Raw genomic sequence first — 20,491 nt, 5'->3', positions numbered from 1 at the left:
CAGCATGACTTTACTCGACCGCTTTTCGCTCGCGGGGAAATCCGCGCTGGTTACCGGCGGCGCTTCAGGCATTGGTCTGGCCTATGTCGAGGCCGTCGCCGAGGGCGGTGCCAGCGTCACGATTGCCGACATGGATGAAGAGGCTGCGGCGAAGGAAGCCGAGCGCCTCGCGGCATCAGGCTTCACAGTCCGCCATGCGGGGATGGACGTGGCAAATGACGAGGATGTGCGGCGCGCCTTTGACGACCATGAAGCCGCCTTCGGCGCCATCGACATTGTGTTCGCCAATGCCGGCATGGCGGCGGGCGAAGGCTATATGGGCTTTGACGGCCAGCGGACTGCCTCGGGCCAGATCGACACCTATTCGGTGGACGACTGGCGCAAGACCATCGCGATTGATCTTGACGGCGTGTTCTTCACCTTCCGCCACGCAGTCCGGCTGATGAAGAAGCATGGACGCAGGGGCTCGCTGATCGCCACCAGTTCCAACGCGTCCGAAATCACGGTTCCGATCGTCGCGACGCCCTATATGCCCGCCAAAGCAGGGGTGAAGCATCTCGTGCGGCAGCTTGCGCGCGAGCTGGCCCCCTTCGGCATTCGGGTGAATGCCATCGCGCCGGGCTCTGTGGTGACCAATATCGGTGGCGGTGTCCTCCACAATCCGGAGGTTCGCGCGGTGTGGGATCTTGGCGTGCCGCTCGGCCGCATGGGTGAGACCCATCAGTTCAAGCCGCTGGCGCTCTATCTCGCCTCCGACGCATCCGACTTCATGACGGGCGCTGAAATCGTGCTCGATGGCGGCGTCTCGCTGCGCGGTATCGAGGGATAGGCTCTGCGGCCCCCTTTAGTGCCCCTTGCGCAATTGCAGCGGGGCCGCGCCGAACCGATCCCGAAACCTTCGCGCGAAATGGCTCGAATCCGAAAAGCCGCAGGCATAGGCGACATCCGCGACCCGATAGATGCCATAGCGCGGGTCGGTAAGCATCTCTGCTGCCCGACAAAGCCTCAGCTCAAGCAACGCCGCCCCGAAGGTTGTGTCGTTGCCCGCGAAGATCTTGTGCACATAGCGCTTGGAGATGTTCAGCTCGCTTGCCAGTGTCGCCGGGCTAAGCTCCAGATCGTCGAACCGGTCGCGCATGATCTGGATGGCGCGTTGGAAGAGCTTGCCCTGATGCAAGGTTTCGCCTGTCGTCACATTGCCATTCATCAGCGCAAGAAACGCACCAAGCTGGTCGGCAATGCACGATCGCGACAGTGCCGCATCTTCAAGTCCGTTCTGGTCGATAGCCGAAAGCATCGCCGCCAGTGCGCCGCCCCACAGACTGGCGTCGAAGGTTCGGGCCAGCATCGCTTCGGGCTGTGGCACCCAGCGGCGCAACCAGGAGGACGGCATGTGCGCCGTCAACGCTATTGCCCCGCGCGGAAACTGGAAGCTGTAGGGCGACGCATGGCTGACCATGCAAAAACTGCCTTCCGGAACATGCAGATCGATGCCGGCGTGGCGCAATGCTGCCGTGCCCTGCTGCATGTAGGACAGCGCAAAAACCTCCTCGGAGCACCGGCGCGCCATGGCCTGACTTCTGGAAATCGTCTGCTCGGCTGTGCGGAAGTTGTTGATGTCGATAGGCCCAAGGCCAAACCGGACCCATTGCGCCCTGAAGTTCGCCCGATGGTTGGTATCGATGCACATTTCAGCGACACTGCTGGACATGACGTCGTTCCAGGCGGACAAGGCGCCAGTGTCCGACAGGCCGGTGCTGGCCCAGCGATCGTCGCGCTCAGAGCCGCTCGCTTCGCGTAATGACACCATCGTCCTCTCTCCTTCTTGCCGTCGCAATTTTGCGTCCGTGCGGCGCTTGAGCTTGCCTAGGGATCGGTCGTCGCGCTCCCAGGAAGCACTGCCTGACCTCGAAATGTCCTTAGCAGGAGGCAAATCTGAACTTATAATTTGACATGTCAAATTAAATCGGGTGCCATTCGGAATGGCTAACGTCCCGTTCGATCTCCGTGCATATTTCCCATTTTTTTTAGGCACGATTTCAAATCGTTGGACTGCAACATCCTCCAAGCTCTATCTTGAAAGGTTTGGCATCGGAATTGGCGAATGGCGCGTGCTTGCGTCGATCCATGCGCAGGGCACGGCAAGCTCCCAGATGGTCGTAAATCTCATCGCGATGGATGCCGGCGCGGTCAGCCGGTCGATGTCGAAGCTGGCGGCGGAAGGATATGTTTCCCCTAAAGCCGGCCGGTTCATCGGGCGCACCAAGCCCTATGAATTGACTGCAGAGGGTCGCGAGCTCTACGATCGGCTACTGGCCACGGCGCTAGAACGCGAAGATCTGCTTCTCGCCGGGTTATCCGATCAGGAGAGGGAGCAGCTCCTCTCATTGATGCGCAAGGTGATTGACCAGATCGATAAGCTCTAGTCTGCACCGCGCAGGAAGCCTGGACGGATGACTGTGATGCCCTCGTTCCCTCTGACACCTCGCCGCCAGTTGGCATAGGCGCGCACGGTGTGAAGCGAGCGGCGCCGGCCTTCGGCGAGATGCGCGCGCCAGCCTTCCAGCAGCCCTGCCCGCGTTTCGCCGGTCATGACGGCACGGTGCCGGCGAGCAGCTCCTGCCAGATGTCCAGCAGATCGACCGGATACCAGGCCTCGTCATGGGCCGCCAGTTCCTGTGGCGTCCACCAGCGGTGCGAAAGCATGACGGCCTTCTCGAGATCGGTGTGACCCGCCGTGTCGATTCCCCACTGACTGAAACCCACTCGTCGAAGTATTCCTAAGCCTAAACACCATAGCGAAGGCTTAACCCGCTACACGAATGACCGGATTCGGCGTAGCCGGACATTTCCATTGCGAGCATCGATCGGCAGGAATGTCTCAACGTCGGTCGATTGCGTCAGATCAGTCCGCGACGAGCAGTGACGTGGACAGCAACCAATTCGTATTCATGTTCCCCCTATTTTCACAAGAGGAGCCTGCATTTTCGCACTAATGCGAGTCAAATGCAAAAGTAGGCTGTCAGCCGGTTGTGAGCGAAGGCCGAGGCGGCGCCTTCAGTCTCGCGCCGCGATGATAATGATCTCGACCTTGTAGTCGGGCGTGGCGAGTCTGGCTTCGCCGGTGGCGCGGGCTGGGGCGTCCCTGCCGCCGACCCAGCGATCCCAGACGGCATTCATCTCGGCGAAGTCGGCCATGTCGGCGAGCCAGATGGTGGCGCTCAGGATGCGCGACTTGTCGCTCCCAGCGCGGGCGAGCAGCGCCTCGATCTGCGCCAGCACGGCCTGCGTCTGCGCAGTGACACTCTCGCCCGGCGCACCGACCTGGCCGGCAAGGTAGATGGTGTCGCCATGGATGACGGCCTTGCTCATGCGTGGGCCCTGATCGAGACGTTCGATGCTCATGCTTACTCCTTGTCGATAAAAGTGATCGCTTGCGGCGTCAGGCTGCATAGCGCGAAATGGCCAGGTCGACGGCCTCGATTTCCGTGGGTCGAGCCGAGATGATGTCCGCGACGACCTGGGCCGAGCCGCAGGCCATTGTCCAGCCCAGCGTGCCGTGACCGGTATTGAGGAACAGATTACCGTAGCGCGTCTTGCCGATCACAGGCGTGCCATCCGGCGTCATCGGCCGGAAGCCCGACCAGTAAGTTCCCGCGCCCATGTCCGCGACACCGGGGAACAGGGTGCCGAGCGAGAGTTGGAGCGTCTCGCGCTGGGCGGGGCGCAGGCGGCGATCGAACCCGGCGATCTCCGCCATGCCGCCGACCCGGATGCGCGAACCCAGACGCGTGATCGCAATCTTGTAGGTCTCGTCGAGGATTGTCGAGACAGGCGCGCGGGCCTCGTCGACGATGGGCACCGTGATCGAATAGCCTTTCACCGGATACACCGGCAGGCGGATACCGAGCGGACGCAGCAGGGCGGGCGAATAGCTGCCGAGGGCTACGACATAGGCATCGGCACGCATGAATCCCTTGCTGGTGCGCACGCCCGTCACCCTGTCCGCATCAACCTCGATCCCGTCGATTGCCGTGCCATAGTCGAAGTGCACGCCCAGCCTCTGCGCCAGCTCGGCAAGGGCGTTGGTGAACAGGAAGCAATCGCCGGTCTCGTCATTGGGCAGGCGCAGGCCGCCGACGAATGTTCCGCAAACATCGGCAAGCCCGGGCTCGGCGCGTATGCAGCCCTCCCGATCCAGCACCTCGAACGGTACGCCATCGGCCTGCAGCACAGCGACATCCTTGGCGATGCCGTCCATCTGCGCTTGCGTCCGGAAGAGCTGGAGCGTGCCCTGCATGCGCTCGTCATAGGCAAGGCCGGTGTCGGCCCGCAGGGCGATCAGCTTGTCACGGCTATATTCCGCGATCCGCACCATGCGCGCTTTGTTCACCGCATAGCGCGCGCCCGTGCAGTTGCGAAGCATCTGCGCCAGCCAGAGCAGTCGCGCCGGATCGAGACCGGGCCGCAGGATGAGCGGCGAATGCTTCGAGACCATCCATTTGAGCGCTTTGAAGGGAACGCCGGGCGCGGCCCAGGGCGAGGCGTAGCCGGGCGAGATTTCACCGGCATTGGCGAAGCTGGTTTCCAGCGCCGGGCCGGGCTGCCGGTCGACGACATGCACCTCGTGCCCGGCCTTGGCGAGATAATAAGCGGAGGTGACGCCAATCACGCCGCTGCCGAGGATCAGCACCTTCATGACATTGTCTCCAATATGGGGGTGGGGCAGGCGAGGGGGAGGACATGTCGGGCATAGCGGGCGCCGAGGTTCGTCAGGATCTCATAAGCGATGGTGCCGCCATCGCGCGCGACCTGTTCAAGGCGCTGGTGCGGGCCGATCAGCTCGACGAAATCGCCTTCCGTCAGCGCGCCGGGCGCGAGTGCCGTCACATCCACGGTCATGCTGTCCATTGACACGCGACCCGTGATCGGCAGGCGGACGCCGCCGGACCATGCCGCTCCGCGATTGGAGAGGGCGCGTGGCCAGCCATCGGCATAGCCTACCGATAACGTCGCAAGGCGCCGTTCCCCGCGCGCTTGCCAGTCGAGCCCATAGCCGACCCCAGCGCCGTCCGGCACCGTGCGGAGCTGGATCACTCTGGCATCGAGCCGCACGACGGGGGCGAAGGGCGCCTCCGCGCCGTCGGCAGGGTCGGCCCCGTAAAGCCCGATGCCGGCGCGGGCGATGTCGCCATGAAACGCGCTGTCGAGCAGGCAGCCGCCGGAATTGGCGAGTGATCGGGCCACGTTGGGGAACAGCTCGGCCAGTTTCTCGAACTGCGTGCGCTGGCGATCGTTCGCAGCATTTTGCGGTTCGTCTGCACAGGCGAGATGGCTCATGATCGCGCGGAGCGGCACAGAGCGGCGGAACTGCTCGTCGCCGGCGAGTTGCCGGGCCTCCTCCGGGGAGAGGCCCAGGCGCGACATGCCGCTGTCGACTTGCAGAATGGCGGATAGTGGGCATTTGCGCTGGATGGCCAGATCGCGCCAGCGCGACGCCTGGCCCAGGCTGTTAAGCACCGGCACGATAGCATGGTCGGCGCATATCGCCTCGGCGCCGGGCGTCAGCCCGTTCAGCACATAGATGGTGCTGTTTGCCGACACGAGTGGGCGAATGGCGAGCGCCTCGGCAAGATGCGCGACGAAGAAATGGCTGCACCCGGCCGAGACGAGGGCGGGCACCACGATGCTCGCGCCCAAGCCATATGCGTCCGCCTTCACCACGGCCGCCAGTTCGGCGGGTGCGACCCGGTTGCGCAGCCGGGCATAATTGGCGACCAGCGCGGACAGGTCGATCGTCAGAATCGCGCCTTCGATACTGTCGGAATTGTCCATTGGTCACCCCGCGTCTGATGGGGACAAGGGATATCAGCAGGCGCTTCGAATGTTCTGCCCAACAGATGCAGAAGTTGCCGTTTCAAGCCGGAATTCAGTAGAAAAGAGGCGCAGGTGCGCAATATGCTTCGACGATCATGGACAAGATCGACAGACATATCATCCGGCTGCTGCGTACCGATGGCCGTATCTCCAACCAGAGCCTGGCGGAAGCGGTCGGCCTGTCTCCTTCCGCCTGCCTGCGCAGGGTCAGGATTCTCGAGAAATCAGGTGTGATCCGCGGCTATGTGGCCGTGGTGGGGCTGCCGGAAGAAGATGAGGCGACGGTGGCGATCGTGCGCATCACGCTGGAGAAACAGACCGAGGAATATCTCCGCCGGTTCGAGAGCGCGGTGCGGCGACATCCGGAGATACGGGAATGCTACCTCATGACGGGCGATGCGGACTATAGCATTCGCGTCGCGACGGGCAGCGCTGCGGCCTACGAGGACTTGCATACCAACGTCCTCTCGCGCCTGCCCGGCGTCGCCCGCATTCATTCGAGCATTGCCATGCGCAAGGTGCTGCCTGGCGGAGCGGTAACATCCCGCAATTCCACTCCCTGACGGGCTCCTCCCCGCAGAGACGCGCGCGCATCACTGCGCAATCGGCAGAAAATGTCGCGGACCCCTGCGAATATTCCTTCCGATATTCTGCCGCCACTGCGCGGCCTTTGCTGGAGGATCGGTATGAATTCCTGGATCAGAACCCTGCTCGCCGGAGCCATGATGGCGACAAGCCTCTCCGTATCGCCCGTTTCGGCCGCCGAACCGGCGCAGTCGCTCCGCGATGCGCGGGAGCAGGCCCCCGCGGGCATCATCGGCCTGTGGAAGGTCGATCTTGCAGCCTCCACCTACAAGGGCGCCAAGCCGCAGGCCGCAATCCGCAGTTTCGCTTATACGGAGGATGGCAAGATCCTCGTATCATTCACGACGCTGACAGCGTCTGGCGCGCTTACCTCCGGCCATTGGGCGGCGCAGGTCGATGGCACGCCCGGCATCGAATATCACAGTACCGCCGGGGGCCTGGCCTATAATGTCGTCTCGCTGAGGAAAGTCGACGACGCGACGCTGAGCCTGACCGTGACCCGTCACGGAAAGGTTGACCTGCAGGCGACCTACAAGATTTCGCCGGACGGCAAGACGCTGACCTATAGCTACGATGGCAATATCCTGATCTATCGTCCTTGGAACCTGTTGAGTTGAGTGGAGACCAGATGCGTATCGCGACCTTTGTTCTGAGTGCAGTTCTCACCCTGTCATCCGCGCCCTTGCTCGCCCAGTCGGCGGACAAGGGCCGGGCGGCCTTTGCTCAATGCGCCGTGTGCCACGGCACGAAGCCCGGCGAGAAGAAGCTGGCGCCGAGCCTTGCGGGCGTGGTCGGACGCAAGGCCGGCGTCGTGCCTGGCATGACCGCTCCCTCGCCGGCGCTCGCGAAGTGGGGCAGGACATGGTCGACCAAGGAACTCGATACATTCCTGACCGCGCCGGCCAAGCTCGTGCCCGGCACGCGGATGGCCATCAGCGTGCCGGACGATGGCAAACGCGCGGACATCATCGCCTATCTGAAAACGCTGAAGTAGGTCGGTCCGCCTGAGCGGCGGCGAAATGCAAAAACCCGTGCTCCCCGCGAAGGCAGGAGCACGGGTTTTTGGTCGTTGCCGTCAGGCGGCCGGCGCCTCGTCGGTGCGGCGGCCGATCCACTGATAGATCACCAATCCGACGACGTTCCAGATGAGGAAGAAGAGCTTGGTCGTGCCGGGGAGGCTCCAGAACAGATAGAGGCAGCCAATGATCGCGAGCGGGCCGACCACCCAGGGCAGCGGGGTGGCGAAGATGCGCGCACGATCGGGTTCGCGGCGACGCATGATCAGCATGCAGGCGGCCACCGCGATGAAAGCCGCCAGCGTGCCGGCATTGGCCAGCGCGGCGATCGCATCGAGCGGAACGAGGCCGGCCAGCACCGACACCACCAGGGCGGTGACCATGGTCATGCGGATCGGCGTGCCGGTCCGGGCATTGACCCGGGCCAGTTTCGCCGGGAGCAGCCCGTCACGCGCCATGACGAAGAAGATGCGGCTCTGCCCGAAGAGGAATGCCAGGATCACGGTCGGCAGTGCGATGATCGCGGCCGCGCCGATGATCGCCGCGACTTTGCCCTGACCCAGCGAACGCAGGATAAGCGCCAGCGGCTCGGCGCTATTGGCATAGGTGGTGTAGGGCATGGAGCCGACCGCGACCGCCGCGACGCCCACATAAAGCGCTGTGCATATGAGCATGGAGCCGACGATGCCGATCGGTAGGTCGCGACCGGGGTTCTTGGTTTCCTCCGCAGCCGTCGAGATGGCATCAAACCCGTAGAAGGCGAAGAAGATGATCGCCGCTGCCGCCATCACGCCATGCTGCACGCCGTTCACGTCATGCGCGGCGAAGCCATAAGGCATGAAGGGGTGGAACTGGCCAGCGTCATAATGGGGGAGGGCCACGGCGATGAACAGGACCAGCGCCACGATCTTCACGACCACCAGGATGGCGTTGACGACCGCGCTCTCCCGCGTACCGAGCGCGAGCAGCCCGGCCACCGCGAAGACGATCAGCACCGCCGGCACATTCAGCAGGCCGCCCGCATGAGGGCCGGCGCTGATCGCCGCGGGCAAGGGGATGCCGAGCGAGGTGAGGAAGCCGGCGGTATAACCCGACCAGCCGACCGCGACCGCGCTGACAACCAGCGAATATTCAAGGATGAGGCTCCAGCCTACGATCCAGGCGACAAGCTCGCCGATCACCGTATAGCTGTACGTATAGGCTGACCCCGATGCAGGGATCATCGTCGCCACTTCCGCATAGCAGAGCGCCGCGCAGGCACAGACCGCGCCCGCGATCGCGAAGGACAGGATGACTGCCGGACCGGCGAGGCCGGCACCGATGCCGACCAGCGTATAGATGCCTGTACCGACGATGGCACCAACGCCCAAGGCGATGAGGTGCCACCAACTCAGCGTCGGGCGCAGGCGATGCGCCGATGAAAGCGTGTCGAGCGCCATCGGCTTGCGGCGATTCCAGTTACGCATGTCTGCCCCTTTATCTGCCGGGCGATGTGTGATCGCCCGGCGTCGCGTCAAATCTGTTCGTAGAAGCCAATCTGGTTCTGCTCGAGTTCGCGCACGGCCCGGAACGCCTCGTCAATGGCGGTGCCGGCGGTGGAGACGCCACCCGCATCCGAATTGGCGATGGTGATCCGCCCGAACGGCGCACGCGCCGTCACGACAGGAGAGGTCTGGCCCAGCTTATCCGGCTCGAAGAGCGAATTGCGGCCGGTTGTGAAGCCATGCGCCCAGCGATTGACCGTGATAGCGAGGATGTCCCGCGCGGGATCGAAGCCGGTCCCGCTCAGCGCGGCAGCTGCCTGGCTCCGGATCGCGCGCTCGAAATGCTCGAACGGCGTCTGGAGCAGGCCCATCCGCGCCATGCGGAACTGGTCGTCGGCCGGTGTGCCGGGTTCGGGCGGCGATCCGCCCATGAGCTCGCCAAGCATGGTGGTGTTGGAGCAAATGCCCGAATTGGCACCGGTGCCGAAGCTCACGACAATGGGCTCAGACGGCGTGCGCGAGGGCACTAGCTCGCCCAAATAGCGCTGGGCGGCCAGGCTCATGCGCCCATAGAAGCTGTTCGGGAAGGTGACGGCGTTGGTCTTGAGCTTGGCGAAGGGCTCCCAATTGCGGAACAGCACGTTCGTTTCCTGGTTGACGGCGCGGACTGCTGCATGGAGCGCCGTCTTCTGATCCTCCGGCAGCTCCGGCACCAGATAGGGCACGATGTTGTTCATGCAGGCCAGCACCACATTCGCGCCGCGAACCAGCTTCGCCTTACCGCCGGACATATAGGTGATTTCGCATTCGCTGTTGTCCGGATCGAACAGGCGCCCGGCAGTGGCGGCATGCTTCACCCGGATGACCACGCTGGACAGGCGGATCCGCGTCGGTTGCTGTGCGCGGTCCAGTGCCGCATAATTGACTCGCTTGGTTTCGACCGCCGCGAAATCGCCCGGCGCGAGGGCGTCCGGAATGAGCGCGCGCACGATGAGGCGGGCAATGTCGCTGTTGCCGGCCGGCAGCGAAAAATCGTCCAGCCGATGCTCCTCGCTTTCGGGCGACAGCGCCGGCCGCTCAAGCCCGAGGCCCTGAAAGCCGGGCCGCATGCGGAAGAAGGCGAACCAGGCCGTCCCCATATCGGCACCCAGGCACCACATGCCCTGCATCAGCGGCACGACGTCGGGATGCACCTTCGCCACGTTCAGCAGATAGTCGCGATAGCTCATCGCCTGCAGCCGGGCGGTCTTCTCCGCTGGGGTAAGCCCACTCATATAGTCGATGCTGGCAGTGGTGATCCGCAGCAGATCGTCCTTCACCTGCTTGGGAAAGGGCGTCTGTGCCAGCCACTGCGCGGTCGGACTGGTGGGTGTGCCGCCGGGCACCAGCTTGTCCGCGCCATAGACCTGCTTGCGGAAGAAGGTGGCGGGCTGCATGCCGAGCGAGCGGTAGAGCTGGCCGTCCACCCGGTCGGTGGGGGTGCCCTTCTCGATGCCCAGCTCACGGATCAGCGAGATGGATTCATAGGTCCATTTGGATGGCGCCACCATATAGGACGAGCCGCCGTTCGCGATGAGCTGCTTGCCGTTGTACAGGAACTCGTTGCGCTTGGCGTGGCCGCCGAAATCGTCATGATTGTCGAGGATCAGTATGCGCGCATTGGGGCCGGCGCGCTTGCGGAAGAAATAGGCGGCTGCAAGGCCGCTCAGGCCGCCGCCGACCACCACCAGATCATAGCTTTCCTTGGTATCCTCCGCGCTCGGAAAGCTCTCGCCGTCGCGCAGCGCATGCGCGCCCTCGAATGCGCCGGGATGCTGGCCGCGCATGCCGGTGCGCAGTGGCGGGTAGGTCTCCGGAGTGGCGGAGCCGTCAGCATTGGCGAACGCGGCTGCGCGGGCTTTTGCGGCGATGGCCGGGCCGGCGCTGGCGGCCGCCATGGCGCCCCCCGCCGTGACCGCCACGCCTTGAATGAAATCGCGCCGCTGGATCGGGCGATCCATTCCAAGATTCTTGTCTCCAACGCTCATAGATGATTCCTTCGTGCAGCGGGAAGATAGCATCGCCTTCATGACGAACCCTTGTTCAGGGATCGCCAGGCTGACCGCTGGTCCTTGCTGGATCCTGTGCGGAGCGCCCGATCCTCCCCCGGGCCTGGAAAGCAAACGCTATCAGCGCGATTTTCGCGATGTTGCCGAAAGCGGGCCATGGCGAAGCATTTTATGCCGAAAAGGGACGTTCCCGTTCGCCGTTCCACGCAGAATCGCTCGTGGCGGGACCTTTGGCGCAAAGGCCTCCCGCCCGCCTGCGGGACAGGCGTGCGATCCTCGTCGCCGTCGCGCCACCGTCACCCCGCTTCCCTCGCGCGCGGGATTCTTTTTCTTTGGATGCAATATACCGAAACCCCCGGAAAATGCCGGTTCTGACAGATGTCCCACAAGCGGGGGCGTGCTGCATCGTCCGACCATGCGGTCATATACGACGAAAGACGTATTTCAGATTGATCGCCCTGCTGCCGCTCGCTGCGATGGCATATTCTTCCAGCGATCCGTCAAAAAACGGCAACACTCGCTCATGGGCCCGACCTTACTATTCCCCTCATGGCGGCAGGCCTTCCGGGGCCTCCTCCTCCACCGGACAACAGACGATCCGGGGCAAAGATAAGCAACGGTCAAAAAGGGGTTCTCATGAAGCATTTCGCGAAACGCTTGGGTCTCGCTTCCCCGTCTCTTCTAGCGCTCACGCTCGCAATGCCAGCGATGGCGCAGACCGAGACGGCTCCCGCAGACAATTCGGGAGAGGCGGACGTGGACATCGTCGTGACCGGCGTGCGCGGCACCCCGCGCACCGTTCAGGACTCGCCTGTTCCCATCGATCACTTCAACCAGGAGGATATCGAGAAGATCTCCAGCACCGACACCGTCGCGGTGATGCAGACCCTGGTTCCCTCCCTCAACGTTACGCGCCAACCCAACTCCAGCACCGGCACCTTCGTCCGCCCGATCACGCTGCGCGGCCTGCCGGAAGACAAGACCCTGCTGCTGATGAACTCCAAGCGCCGCCACAAGTCGGCCAGCGTGGCCATTTCCGGCACCGGCGCGCAAGGCGCCGATTCCGCTGTCATCCCATCGCTCGCGCTCAAATCCGTCGAGGTACTGCGCGACGGCGCGGCCGCCCAATATGGGTCGGATGCGATTGCCGGGGTGATCAACTTCATGCTGAAGGACGACAATCATGGCGGTTCGCTGACCGCCCAGGCCGGCCAATATTATGAGGGCGACGGCGACAGCCTGATGGTCGCGGGCAATGTCGGCATGAAGCTCACGGAAAACGGCTTCGTCAACGTCACGGCACAATATAGCCGAGACGATTACACCACCCGGGCCAACCAATATACCAGCACCACCTTCGACGCCCGCGCTTATGCGGCAGCGAACCCGGCCTATGCCGCGCTGGTCGATCTGGACACCCCGCTGCAGAAATGGGGCCAGCCCAAGACCGAGGCGTTCCGCGCCGTCGTCAACTCGGGCATCGACATCAGTGACACTGCGCAGGTCTATGCCTTCGGCAACTTCTCGCGATCCAAGGGCTCGGCCTATGCCAATTATCGCTACCCGGCGAATAATCAGCCGGTGAACGGCGTGCCCGTCCGACTGCAGGACGGCAGCGTGTTTTCCTTCACAGACATCTTCCCCGCCGGCTTCAGCCCGGTCTTCTCCGGGGTTGTAACGGACTGGAGTGCGGTCGCCGGCATCAAGGGCACCACCGCCTCCGATGCGCTGAGCTATGACATCAGCGCGCGCTACGGTTGGGACAAGCTGGCCTATGAGATCGTTGACACGGTCAATGCCTCACTGGGTCCGAACTCGCCGCGCTCCTTCAAGCCCTCGACCTACATCGACAGCGAACTCGCGCTGAACGCCGACCTTTCTTATTCGATCCCGGTCGCTGCGTTCGAGACGCCGCTCGTCGTCAGCTTCGGCGGTGAGTATCGCAACGAGGAATATACGATCCGGCCGGGCGAGCTCGATTCCTATCGCGGAGGACCGTTCGCGGCGACCGATCCGTTCGATTTCTGCAATGAGGCGACCCGGACATTGAACCCCGGCGCGCCAACCAACAAGGGCATCAACTGCGCCAATTACCAGGCCGGCACGGCCGATGGCTTTGCCGGCATTGACCCCGCCTATAATGTGTTGCCGGTCGGTTCGAATGGCGTGAACGGCGTGCCGCCCTCGGCCGCCGGTACTTGGGGTGTCAAAAGCGTCTCGGCCTATCTCGAACTGTCGACCGATCCCATCAAGGGGCTGTTCGTCGACCTTGCCGGCCGCTTCGAGCATTTCTCGAACTTCGGCAACACGGTGAACGGCAAGGCGGCCTTCCGCTACGAGTTCACGCCCGGCATCGCGATGCGCGGCTCGATCGGCACGGGCTTCCACGCGCCGTCCCCGGGCCTCATCAATACCACGTCGGTTTCGATCCGAACGGTCAATGGCGTGTTTACGCAGGCCGGCCTCTTCCCTGCCACCAATCCCGTGTCCCAGTTCCTGGGCGCGAAGGAACTGGAGCCTGAGAAGTCCACCAACTACACGCTGGGCCTGACCCTGGCACCGATGCCCGGCCTCAGTCTCTCGCTCGACGGCTATATCATCAAGATCCGTGACGCCTTCTACTCCACGCGCAATGTCGCGGTGACGGACGCGCTCAAGGCGCAGATGATCGCGGCGGGCGTGGTTGGCGCGGACAGCATCGCCAGCGTCAACTTCTTCCAGAACGCCTTCGATTCCGACACGCGCGGTTTCGACGCGATCCTGACCTACGACCATCGTTGGGGCGGGGGCATGAAGACCAACTTCGCCGCCAGCTTCAACGCCAACTGGTACAAGATCGAGAGCCTCAAGATCCCGTCGCTGTTCACCGTCTATCAGGACTACAACTTCCGCAACGCGGCGCCACGCTGGCGCGGGACGCTGTCGGCGGTCCACAGCATGGGCGCGGTCTCGCTCATGGCGCGGGCCAACCTGTTCGGTCCCTATACGGCCATGGCCACGGCGCCGTCGGAGACGGTCGCCAATCCCACCCAGTCGTTCAAGACACAGGCCCAGATCGATCTGGAGGCGAGCTACACGTTCGACGAGAGCTTCACCATCTCCGTCGGCGCGCGCAACATCCTCGATCACTATCCCGCGCCGGATCTGCTCCAGCCTACGGCTGGCCGGATCTACCGGACGGACTCGGTCGTCGATTGGCAGGGTGGCTTCTACTACGCTCGCCTCAACTTCAAATTCTGAGTTCGCCCCCCGAGCGATGCGGGGCCCGGGAGACAACTCCCGGGCCCTTTGCGTTTGAGGAGGGGCCCCCGCACAATTGATCATCGTGCATTTAGCTCTTTACGACATCCGTTCGTGTGTCGACTTCGCTCGACCGAAAAGGGGCGCCAAGGCCCGTTTAAAACACCGTTTCCCCGATCGGCACGGCGCTGCGAGGCGTCAGCAAGATAACGTTGCCATCGGTGTCGCGCGCGCCGAGGATCAGGATCTCGGACTGGAAGCCGGCGATGTTGCGCGGGGCGAAGTTGACCACGCAGCAGACCTGCGTGCCGATCAGCGCTTCGGGTGCATAGCTGGTGATCTGCGCGCTCGACCAGCGCGTACCGAATGCGCCGAAGTCCACCTGGACCTTGTAGGAAGGATTGCGCGCCCGAGGAAAGGGCTGCACGTCGAGGATCGTCCCGACGCGGATGTCGAGCCGCTGCCAGTCGTCATAAGTGGCTTCATCCTTCGCTTCGGACATGATCTTCCTTTCCTGTGTCGTTCGTTCGATCTGTGGCCTGTGTCACATCCGCCGCGCAATCTTGTTCCGAAGCAGACAGGATTTTCGGGCCGATCTGCCGCGTCCTGCGAGAATCGAACAGCCGGACCGCGCGCTGCCTCCCTAAAATCGGCCGACAGACAGGAGTTGTGTGCCGATGAATGCAGTTGTGGCCGGAAGGGGCATTGCGGGACTGGTCAGGACCGACTTGTTGATCGAGCGCGCGTTGATCGGCGGGGCGTGGGTCGAGGCGGCGTCCGGTGGCCGGCTGACGGTGACCGATCCTGTGGACGATGTGGCCATTGGCACGGTGCCGGCTTGCGACGACATTGATACGCATCGCGCCATCGAGGCGGCGGACGCGGCGCTGCCGGACTGGCGCGCGTGCACGGCCGGCGAGCGTTGCGCGATCCTAGAGCGCTGGCATGCGCTGGTGCTGGAGAATGTCCACGATCTGGCGCGCATCATGACCGCCGAGCAAGGCAAGCCGCTGCCCGAGGCGGCGGGGGAAATCCGCTATGCCGCCACCTTCATCAAATGGTTCGCGGAGGAAGGCCGCCGCGTTTCGGGCCACGATGTGCCAGCCCCCACGCGCGACCGCCGCATCCTGGTGCGCAAGGAGCCGATAGGGGTCTGCACCGCGATCACGCCGTGGAACTTCCCCGCCGCGATGATCACCCGCAAGGTCGCCCCGGCGCTGGCCGCAGGCTGCACGATGATCGTGAAGCCCTCCGAGTTGACGCCGTTCACGGCTCTGGCAATCGCGGCGCTCGCGCAGGAGGCGGGGCTGCCGGCCGGGGTACTCAACGTCGTGACCGGCCTGCCCGAGAGCATTGGCGCAGCACTGACCGGTAGCCCGGTCGTGCGTAAATTGTCGTTCACCGGTTCGACCCGGGTGGGATCGCTGCTGATGCGGCAATGCGCCGACACAGTGAGGAAGCTGAGCCTCGAGCTGGGCGGCAATGCGCCGTTCATCGTTTTTGACGATGCCGATCTCGATCTGGCCGTCGAAGGTGCGATGGCGAGCAAGTTTCGCAATGCCGGCCAGACCTGCGTCTGCGCCAATCGCCTGCTCGTGCAATCGGGCATTCACGATGCCTTCGTCGCGCGGCTCGGGCAGGCCGTGGCGGCGTTGCGGGTCGGCTCCGGCACGGCAGAAGGCACTACGATCGGCCCGCTCATCAACGCGGCAGCCAAGGCGAAGGTCGCCGCGCACGTGGCGGACGCGCTTTCCCATGGCGCCAGCATTGCGGCGTCGGCCGAAGCTCCCGAAGGCTATACGCAACCGGTGGTCCTCACCGGTGCAACCGAGACGATGCTGCTCGCAAGCGAGGAAACGTTCGGGCCCGTCGCGCCTATCTTCCGCTTTGAGGATGAGAAGGAAGCGATCGCCTTCGCCAATGCCACGCCTTATGGTCTCGCGGCCTATTTCTACACCAATGATCTCCACCGCGCCTGGCGCGTGGGCGAGGCGCTCGATTTCGGTATGGTGGGCCTCAACACCGGCACGCTGGCGATGGAGATGGCGCCCTTCGGCGGGACCAAGCAATCCGGCCTCGGCCGCGAGGGCGGCGCGGAAGGCATTGAGGAATATCTCGAGATCAAGACGTTCCATTGGGCCGGCTTGAAACCGGCGGCTTGAACCAGACCGACAGGAGCAGCGCACGCACATGACGCGCCATTACAAGATCGCGGTGATTCCCGGGGACGGAATCGGCAAGGAAGTCGTGCCCGAGGGCATCCGGGTGCTGGAAGCCGCCGCCAAAGCCCATGGCTTCACCATCGAGCAGCAATGGCATGATTTCGCCTGTTGCGATTATTATGCCCAGCACGGCGCGATGATGCCAGAGGACTGGAAGGCGCAGATCGGCGATGTCGACGCGATTTTCTTCGGTGCGGTCGGTTGGCCGGACACGGTGCCCGACCATGTCTCGCTCTGGGGCTCGCTCATCCAGTTCCGCCGGGAATATGACCAATATGTCAATCTGCGCCCAGTGCGGCTGATGCCCGGCGTGCCTTGCCCGCTGGCGGGCCGCGCGCCGGGCGACATCGACATGATGATCGTGCGCGAAAATACCGAAGGCGAATATAGCGCGATCGGCGGCATCTCCTTCCCCGGCACGGACCGGGAAGTCGTGATGCAGGAGACGGTGATGACCCGCTTCGGCACCGACCGCATCCTGCGCTATGCTTTCGATCTGGCGCGCAAGCGGCCTAAGCGGCATCTGACCTCGGCCACTAAATCCAATGGCATCGCCATCACCATGCCATGGTGGGACGGTCGCGTCGAGGAGATGGCGCAGGCCTATCCCGAGGTGCGAACGGACAAATATCACATCGACATCCTGGCCGCGCAGTTCGTGATGAACCCGGATCGGTTCGACGTGGTGGTCGCCTCCAACCTGTTCGGCGATATCCTCTCGGACCTCGGCCCGGCCTGCACGGGGACAATCGGCATCGCGCCGTGCGGCAACATCAATCCCGACCGCTCGGTGCCCTCGCTGTTCGAGCCGGTCCATGGCTCCGCGCCGGACATTGCGGGGCAGGGGATCGCCAATCCCATCGGCCAGATCTGGTGCGGCGCGCTGATGCTGGAGCATTTTGGCGAGCAGGCGGCTGCCGACGCAGTCCTGCGTGCCATCGAGGACGTGCTGGCACAGGATGAATTGCGAACCCGCGACCTGGGCGGGAAGGCGGACACCGCCACATGCGGCAGGGCCGTAGCAGAGCGGTTGGCGTGAAAACCCCTCTCTTCGGAAGAGAGGCGATCAAGCTTTGCTGTCTCTGTCAGCGCATTGAAGGAACGTGCAGCTTGACCGGCGGCTGGCCGCGCACGACAGCGGACTTGATCACGATGTAGGAGAAATATTTGGAGACGCCGATATTGCTCTCCAATATCTCCTCCATCATCTCCTGATATTCCGCGATGCCACGCACGACGAATTTCAGCATATAGTCGAAGCCACCGCTCACGAGGTGGCACTCGACCAGTTCCTCGAACTGGGCGATCTTCTGCTCGAACTTGGCGAAGTCCGCGCGCCGATGATCGCCCAGCGTGACGGAGGTAAAAACGATCTGGCTGCCGCCGACCTTCGAGAGGTTGATGATCGCGCTGTAGCCGGAGATGTAGCCCGCCGTTTCCAGCCGCTTGACCCGCGAGAGGCAAGGGCTTGGTGACAGGCCCACCTTGTCGGCGAGCTGGGCGTTCGTGATCCGTCCGCTGCGTTGCAGCTCGGCCAGGATGTTGATGTCGATACGATCCAACTTCGGCGCGTTGATCATCGGCGTGAGCGACCTCCCTCGGGCGGGTTTTATCCGTTGCGGATTTCTTCCTGGTGAGCTTTCACCAAGTCGGCCATCGAATTGAAGCGGAAATCGACGTCGGGGGCCTTTTCCGGGGTCATGGTCGCCCCGAAACCTTCCTGCGCGTGGCGACGGTAGATCCAGCAGCTCGCCAGGCCATGTCGATTGGCGGGGAGGTGATCGTGGAACAGGCTTTCCGCGGTGTGGAGCACATCGCCGGCCTCCAGCCCCAGATCGGCCAGATGCGCCTTCATATAGTAGAAGTTTGCGTCCGACGGCTTGTAAGCACCGACATCCTCGGCCGTATAAATGGCGTCGAAATCAACTTCGAGGCGGGCATTGCTGTAGCTGAAGGTGCGATTGTCCACGTTCGAGAGGATGATCAGCTTGTAATATTTCTTGAGATATTGAAGCGCGCCAGGGGAATCCACGAAAGCGGGCCAATCGCGCACCGACCGACCATATTCCTCGCACTCCTCGACCGTCACCGGCACGCCCCACTGCTCGGCGAGGCGCTTGTACACGATCGGCAGAAGATCGCGGTAGAGCTTGCCCGGCGTCTGGGCCTGCTGCTCGGACTCGTGGCGCGCGTGCGCCTGTAGGATCTCGTTGCGCGAGAGCTGCACGCCGGCGCGCGCGACGAGGCCGCTCAGCGCCTCGACCATGCCCGATTCCCAGTCGATCAAGGTCCCATAGCAATCGAAGGAAAGGGCCTTGAAATCAGTCAACCGCATCGCGGATCTCCTTGATGGTAAGCAGTTCGTCCAGGGTCTGGCGGAAGCGGTCAACCAGCAGGTCGACCTCGTCAACCGTGATGCAGATTGGCGGCGCGAACCCGATGATGCCATCGCCAAATGCCCGGAAAATCAACCCGTTCTTATAGCCGATCCGCGCCATGCGATCGGGCAGGGCGAGCTTCTTGGCGGGGCGCGCCTTTGTCACCTTGTTGGTGACGAGCTCGACGCCGGCCAGCAGGCCGAGCGAACGCACGTCGCCCACCAGCGGATGGTCGCGCAGTTCCTGAAGCCGTGTGCCAAAATGAGCGCCGGCCTTCTGGCCATTGGCGAGCAAGCCGCCTTCCTCGTACAGCCGCAGAACTTCGAGGCCGACCGCAGCGCTGACCGGGTGGCCGGAATAGGTCTGGCCATGGCCGATCGGGACGCCCGAGGGCGTGTTGTCGGCGATGGCTTGATAGATGCGATCGGACATGAACAGCGCCCCCATGGGCACGTAGCCGGCCGTCAGGCCCTTGGCGACCGTCATGAAGTCCGGCTCAACCCCCTCATGTTCGCAGGCGAACAGAGGCCCGGTGCGGCCGAATCCGGTGATCACTTCGTCGACAATGAACAGGATGTCGAGATCGCGGCAGGTCGCCTGCATGGCGGCGAGCCAGCCCCGGGGCGGTACGATGACACCGCCCGAACCGATCACCGGTTCGGCGAAGAAGGCAGCGACATTCTCCGCGCCCAGGGCCTCGACCTTCGCCCGCAGCTCCGCCACGCACAGCGCGATCAACTCGGCATCGTTCACCGCATCCGACCGATACGCATAGGGTGGCGCGATATGATGCTGGGTCGGCCCCGGCACGTCGAAGTTGAGATGGAAGGAGGGCAGGCCGGTCAGGCCTGAGCCGGTGGTTGAGGAGCCATGATAGCCGCGGTCCAGCGCGATCATGTGCTTCTTCGATGGCCGGCCGGTTGCATTGTAATAATAGCGGATGAAGCGAATAACCCCGTCCACCGCGTCCGAACCGCCCAGCGTGAAATAGACGTGATCAAGATCGCCCGGCGCCCGTTCGGCGAGCTTTTGGGCAAGCAGGATGGCCGGCTCGCTGCCAAAGTGGAAATAGCCCGTCGCGTAGGGCAGGCGCCTCATCTGCTCGGTCGCGGCGGCAACGATGCTCTCCTGACCATAGCCGACATTGACGCACCAGAGCCCGGCGAACCCGTCGAGCAGTTCATGGCCTTCGATATCGGTCAGATAGGCGCCTTTGCCAGAGCGCAGGACAGTTACGCCGCGCTCCTCATGGTCACGCCATGGAGCGACAGGGTGTATCCAGTGCGCCCGATCTGACTCGATGAGCGAATTGAGGGACATTCACATCTCCTTTGAATGTCACCAACCTAATCTAACGACGCCCGGCCATATCCCGATTGCGCCGTGCCGCGCCGCCTAATCTTCCGTTTTTGCAGTTCGGCGTAGTGGAATCTGCTTCGTACTCATGAGAAGCCGCCAATTGCGTGAGTTGTGTGCAGCAGACCATGCCGTCAGTGGCCGCAGGGGCACCCGCGGGATGGTTGCGCGTAACTTAGAGCGAGGCCGGGATCGCTTGCGGCCAGATTCTTCCGAAGGTAGGCATAGCCGACCATCGCCTGATGACCATTGAAACTTGGCCTTACAATGCACAAATATGACAAT

The 20,491-nt window shown here is 63.4% G+C and carries 20 protein-coding genes; 8 read left to right on the top strand and 12 right to left on the bottom strand.

Annotated elements, in window-relative coordinates; translation table 11 throughout:
- Positions 1-4: 4 nt before the first annotated feature.
- Positions 5-829, top strand: a complete 825-nt coding sequence (locus tag M2337_RS15715; protein WP_264570993.1) for an SDR family NAD(P)-dependent oxidoreductase — start codon at positions 5-7, stop codon at positions 827-829.
- A gap of 15 nt (positions 830-844) precedes the next feature.
- On the opposite strand, the gene M2337_RS15710 is transcribed toward M2337_RS15715, so the two are convergent.
- Positions 845-2,068, bottom strand: coding sequence for a helix-turn-helix domain-containing protein (locus M2337_RS15710; RefSeq protein WP_264570992.1), 1,224 nt, complete (start codon positions 2,066-2,068; stop codon positions 845-847).
- 43 nt (positions 2,069-2,111) lie between these two features.
- Here M2337_RS15710 and M2337_RS15705 point away from each other — a divergent pair, with 43 nt between their 5' ends.
- Positions 2,112-2,426 (top strand): MarR family winged helix-turn-helix transcriptional regulator, encoded by a 315-nt coding sequence (locus M2337_RS15705; protein ID WP_264570991.1) that lies wholly within the window; start codon positions 2,112-2,114, stop codon positions 2,424-2,426.
- Here the strand turns inward: M2337_RS15705 and M2337_RS15700 are convergent.
- The 5 genes from M2337_RS15700 to alr all read right to left on the bottom strand — a co-directional run bounded on the left by M2337_RS15700 (position 2,423) and on the right by alr (position 5,835).
- A complete protein-coding gene (locus M2337_RS15700) occupies positions 2,423-2,593 on the bottom strand; it encodes a hypothetical protein (RefSeq protein WP_264570990.1) in 171 nt (56 codons plus the stop codon). The genes M2337_RS15705 and M2337_RS15700 overlap by 4 nt on opposite strands.
- Positions 2,590-2,766: a hypothetical protein gene (locus tag M2337_RS15695; RefSeq protein WP_264570989.1), complete on the bottom strand. Its 177-nt coding sequence runs from the start codon at positions 2,764-2,766 to the stop codon at positions 2,590-2,592. The genes M2337_RS15700 and M2337_RS15695 overlap by 4 nt, the downstream gene beginning before the upstream one ends.
- 291 nt (positions 2,767-3,057) lie before the next feature.
- A complete protein-coding gene (locus tag M2337_RS15690) occupies positions 3,058-3,405 on the bottom strand; it encodes a RidA family protein (RefSeq protein WP_264570988.1) in 348 nt (115 codons plus the stop codon).
- A gap of 37 nt (positions 3,406-3,442) precedes the next feature.
- Complete coding sequence (locus M2337_RS15685; protein WP_264570987.1) at positions 3,443-4,699, bottom strand: D-amino acid dehydrogenase; 1,257 nt, start codon at positions 4,697-4,699, stop codon at positions 3,443-3,445.
- Complete coding sequence (gene alr, locus M2337_RS15680; protein WP_264570986.1) at positions 4,696-5,835, bottom strand: alanine racemase; 1,140 nt, start codon at positions 5,833-5,835, stop codon at positions 4,696-4,698. Before alr ends, M2337_RS15685 begins: the two co-directional genes overlap by 4 nt.
- A 137-nt stretch (positions 5,836-5,972) precedes the next feature.
- Between alr and M2337_RS15675 the strand changes: the two genes are divergently transcribed.
- The 3 genes from M2337_RS15675 to M2337_RS15665 all read left to right on the top strand — a co-directional run bounded on the left by M2337_RS15675 (position 5,973) and on the right by M2337_RS15665 (position 7,456).
- Positions 5,973-6,440, top strand: coding sequence for an Lrp/AsnC family transcriptional regulator (locus M2337_RS15675; protein WP_264570985.1), 468 nt, complete (start codon positions 5,973-5,975; stop codon positions 6,438-6,440).
- 123 nt (positions 6,441-6,563) lie between these two features.
- Entirely contained in the window at positions 6,564-7,079 is a 516-nt protein-coding gene (locus M2337_RS15670; RefSeq protein WP_264570984.1) for a hypothetical protein, read from the top strand.
- Between the two features lie 11 nt (positions 7,080-7,090).
- Positions 7,091-7,456: a c-type cytochrome gene (locus M2337_RS15665; RefSeq protein ID WP_264570983.1), complete on the top strand. Its 366-nt coding sequence runs from the start codon at positions 7,091-7,093 to the stop codon at positions 7,454-7,456.
- Positions 7,457-7,537: 81 nt separating this feature from the next.
- Here the strand turns inward: M2337_RS15665 and M2337_RS15660 are convergent, their stop codons facing one another.
- A complete protein-coding gene (locus M2337_RS15660; protein ID WP_264570982.1) occupies positions 7,538-8,944 on the bottom strand; it encodes an amino acid permease in 1,407 nt (468 codons plus the stop codon).
- A 47-nt stretch (positions 8,945-8,991) separates the two neighbouring features.
- On the bottom strand, positions 8,992-10,989 hold the full coding sequence (locus M2337_RS15655; protein ID WP_264570981.1) for an NAD(P)/FAD-dependent oxidoreductase: 1,998 nt from the start codon (positions 10,987-10,989) through the stop codon (positions 8,992-8,994).
- A gap of 657 nt (positions 10,990-11,646) precedes the next feature.
- Between M2337_RS15655 and M2337_RS15650 the strand changes: the two genes are divergently transcribed.
- Positions 11,647-14,250 carry a TonB-dependent receptor plug domain-containing protein gene (locus tag M2337_RS15650; RefSeq protein WP_264570980.1) on the top strand — a complete coding sequence of 868 codons (2,604 nt, stop codon included), beginning with the start codon at positions 11,647-11,649 and terminating at the stop codon, positions 14,248-14,250.
- 157 nt (positions 14,251-14,407) lie between these two features.
- Here M2337_RS15650 and M2337_RS15645 read toward each other — a convergent pair whose 3' ends face one another.
- Entirely contained in the window at positions 14,408-14,752 is a 345-nt protein-coding gene (locus M2337_RS15645) for a tRNA-binding protein (RefSeq protein WP_264570979.1), read from the bottom strand.
- Between the two features lie 175 nt (positions 14,753-14,927).
- Between M2337_RS15645 and M2337_RS15640 the strand changes: the two genes are divergently transcribed.
- Entirely contained in the window at positions 14,928-16,412 is a 1,485-nt protein-coding gene (locus M2337_RS15640; protein WP_264570978.1) for an NAD-dependent succinate-semialdehyde dehydrogenase, read from the top strand.
- Positions 16,413-16,440: 28 nt separating this feature from the next.
- Positions 16,441-17,511 carry a tartrate dehydrogenase gene (locus tag M2337_RS15635; protein ID WP_264570977.1) on the top strand — a complete coding sequence of 357 codons (1,071 nt, stop codon included), beginning with the start codon at positions 16,441-16,443 and terminating at the stop codon, positions 17,509-17,511.
- A gap of 46 nt (positions 17,512-17,557) precedes the next feature.
- Here the strand turns inward: M2337_RS15635 and M2337_RS15630 are convergent, their stop codons facing one another.
- From M2337_RS15630 to M2337_RS15620, 3 genes are read right to left on the bottom strand one after another with little or no spacing between them, the layout of a single operon-like run.
- Entirely contained in the window at positions 17,558-18,052 is a 495-nt protein-coding gene (locus M2337_RS15630; protein ID WP_264570976.1) for an Lrp/AsnC family transcriptional regulator, read from the bottom strand.
- 29 nt (positions 18,053-18,081) lie between these two features.
- Entirely contained in the window at positions 18,082-18,807 is a 726-nt protein-coding gene (locus M2337_RS15625; RefSeq protein WP_264570975.1) for a haloacid dehalogenase type II, read from the bottom strand.
- Entirely contained in the window at positions 18,794-20,170 is a 1,377-nt protein-coding gene (locus M2337_RS15620; protein WP_264570974.1) for an aminotransferase class III-fold pyridoxal phosphate-dependent enzyme, read from the bottom strand. Before M2337_RS15620 ends, M2337_RS15625 begins: the two co-directional genes overlap by 14 nt.
- Positions 20,171-20,491: the final 321 nt, after the last annotated feature.

Source organism: Sphingobium sp. B2D3A (genome assembly GCF_025961795.1).
GTDB lineage: Bacteria > Pseudomonadota > Alphaproteobacteria > Sphingomonadales > Sphingomonadaceae > Sphingobium.
This window is presented reverse-complemented; position numbering and strand designations above follow the sequence as displayed.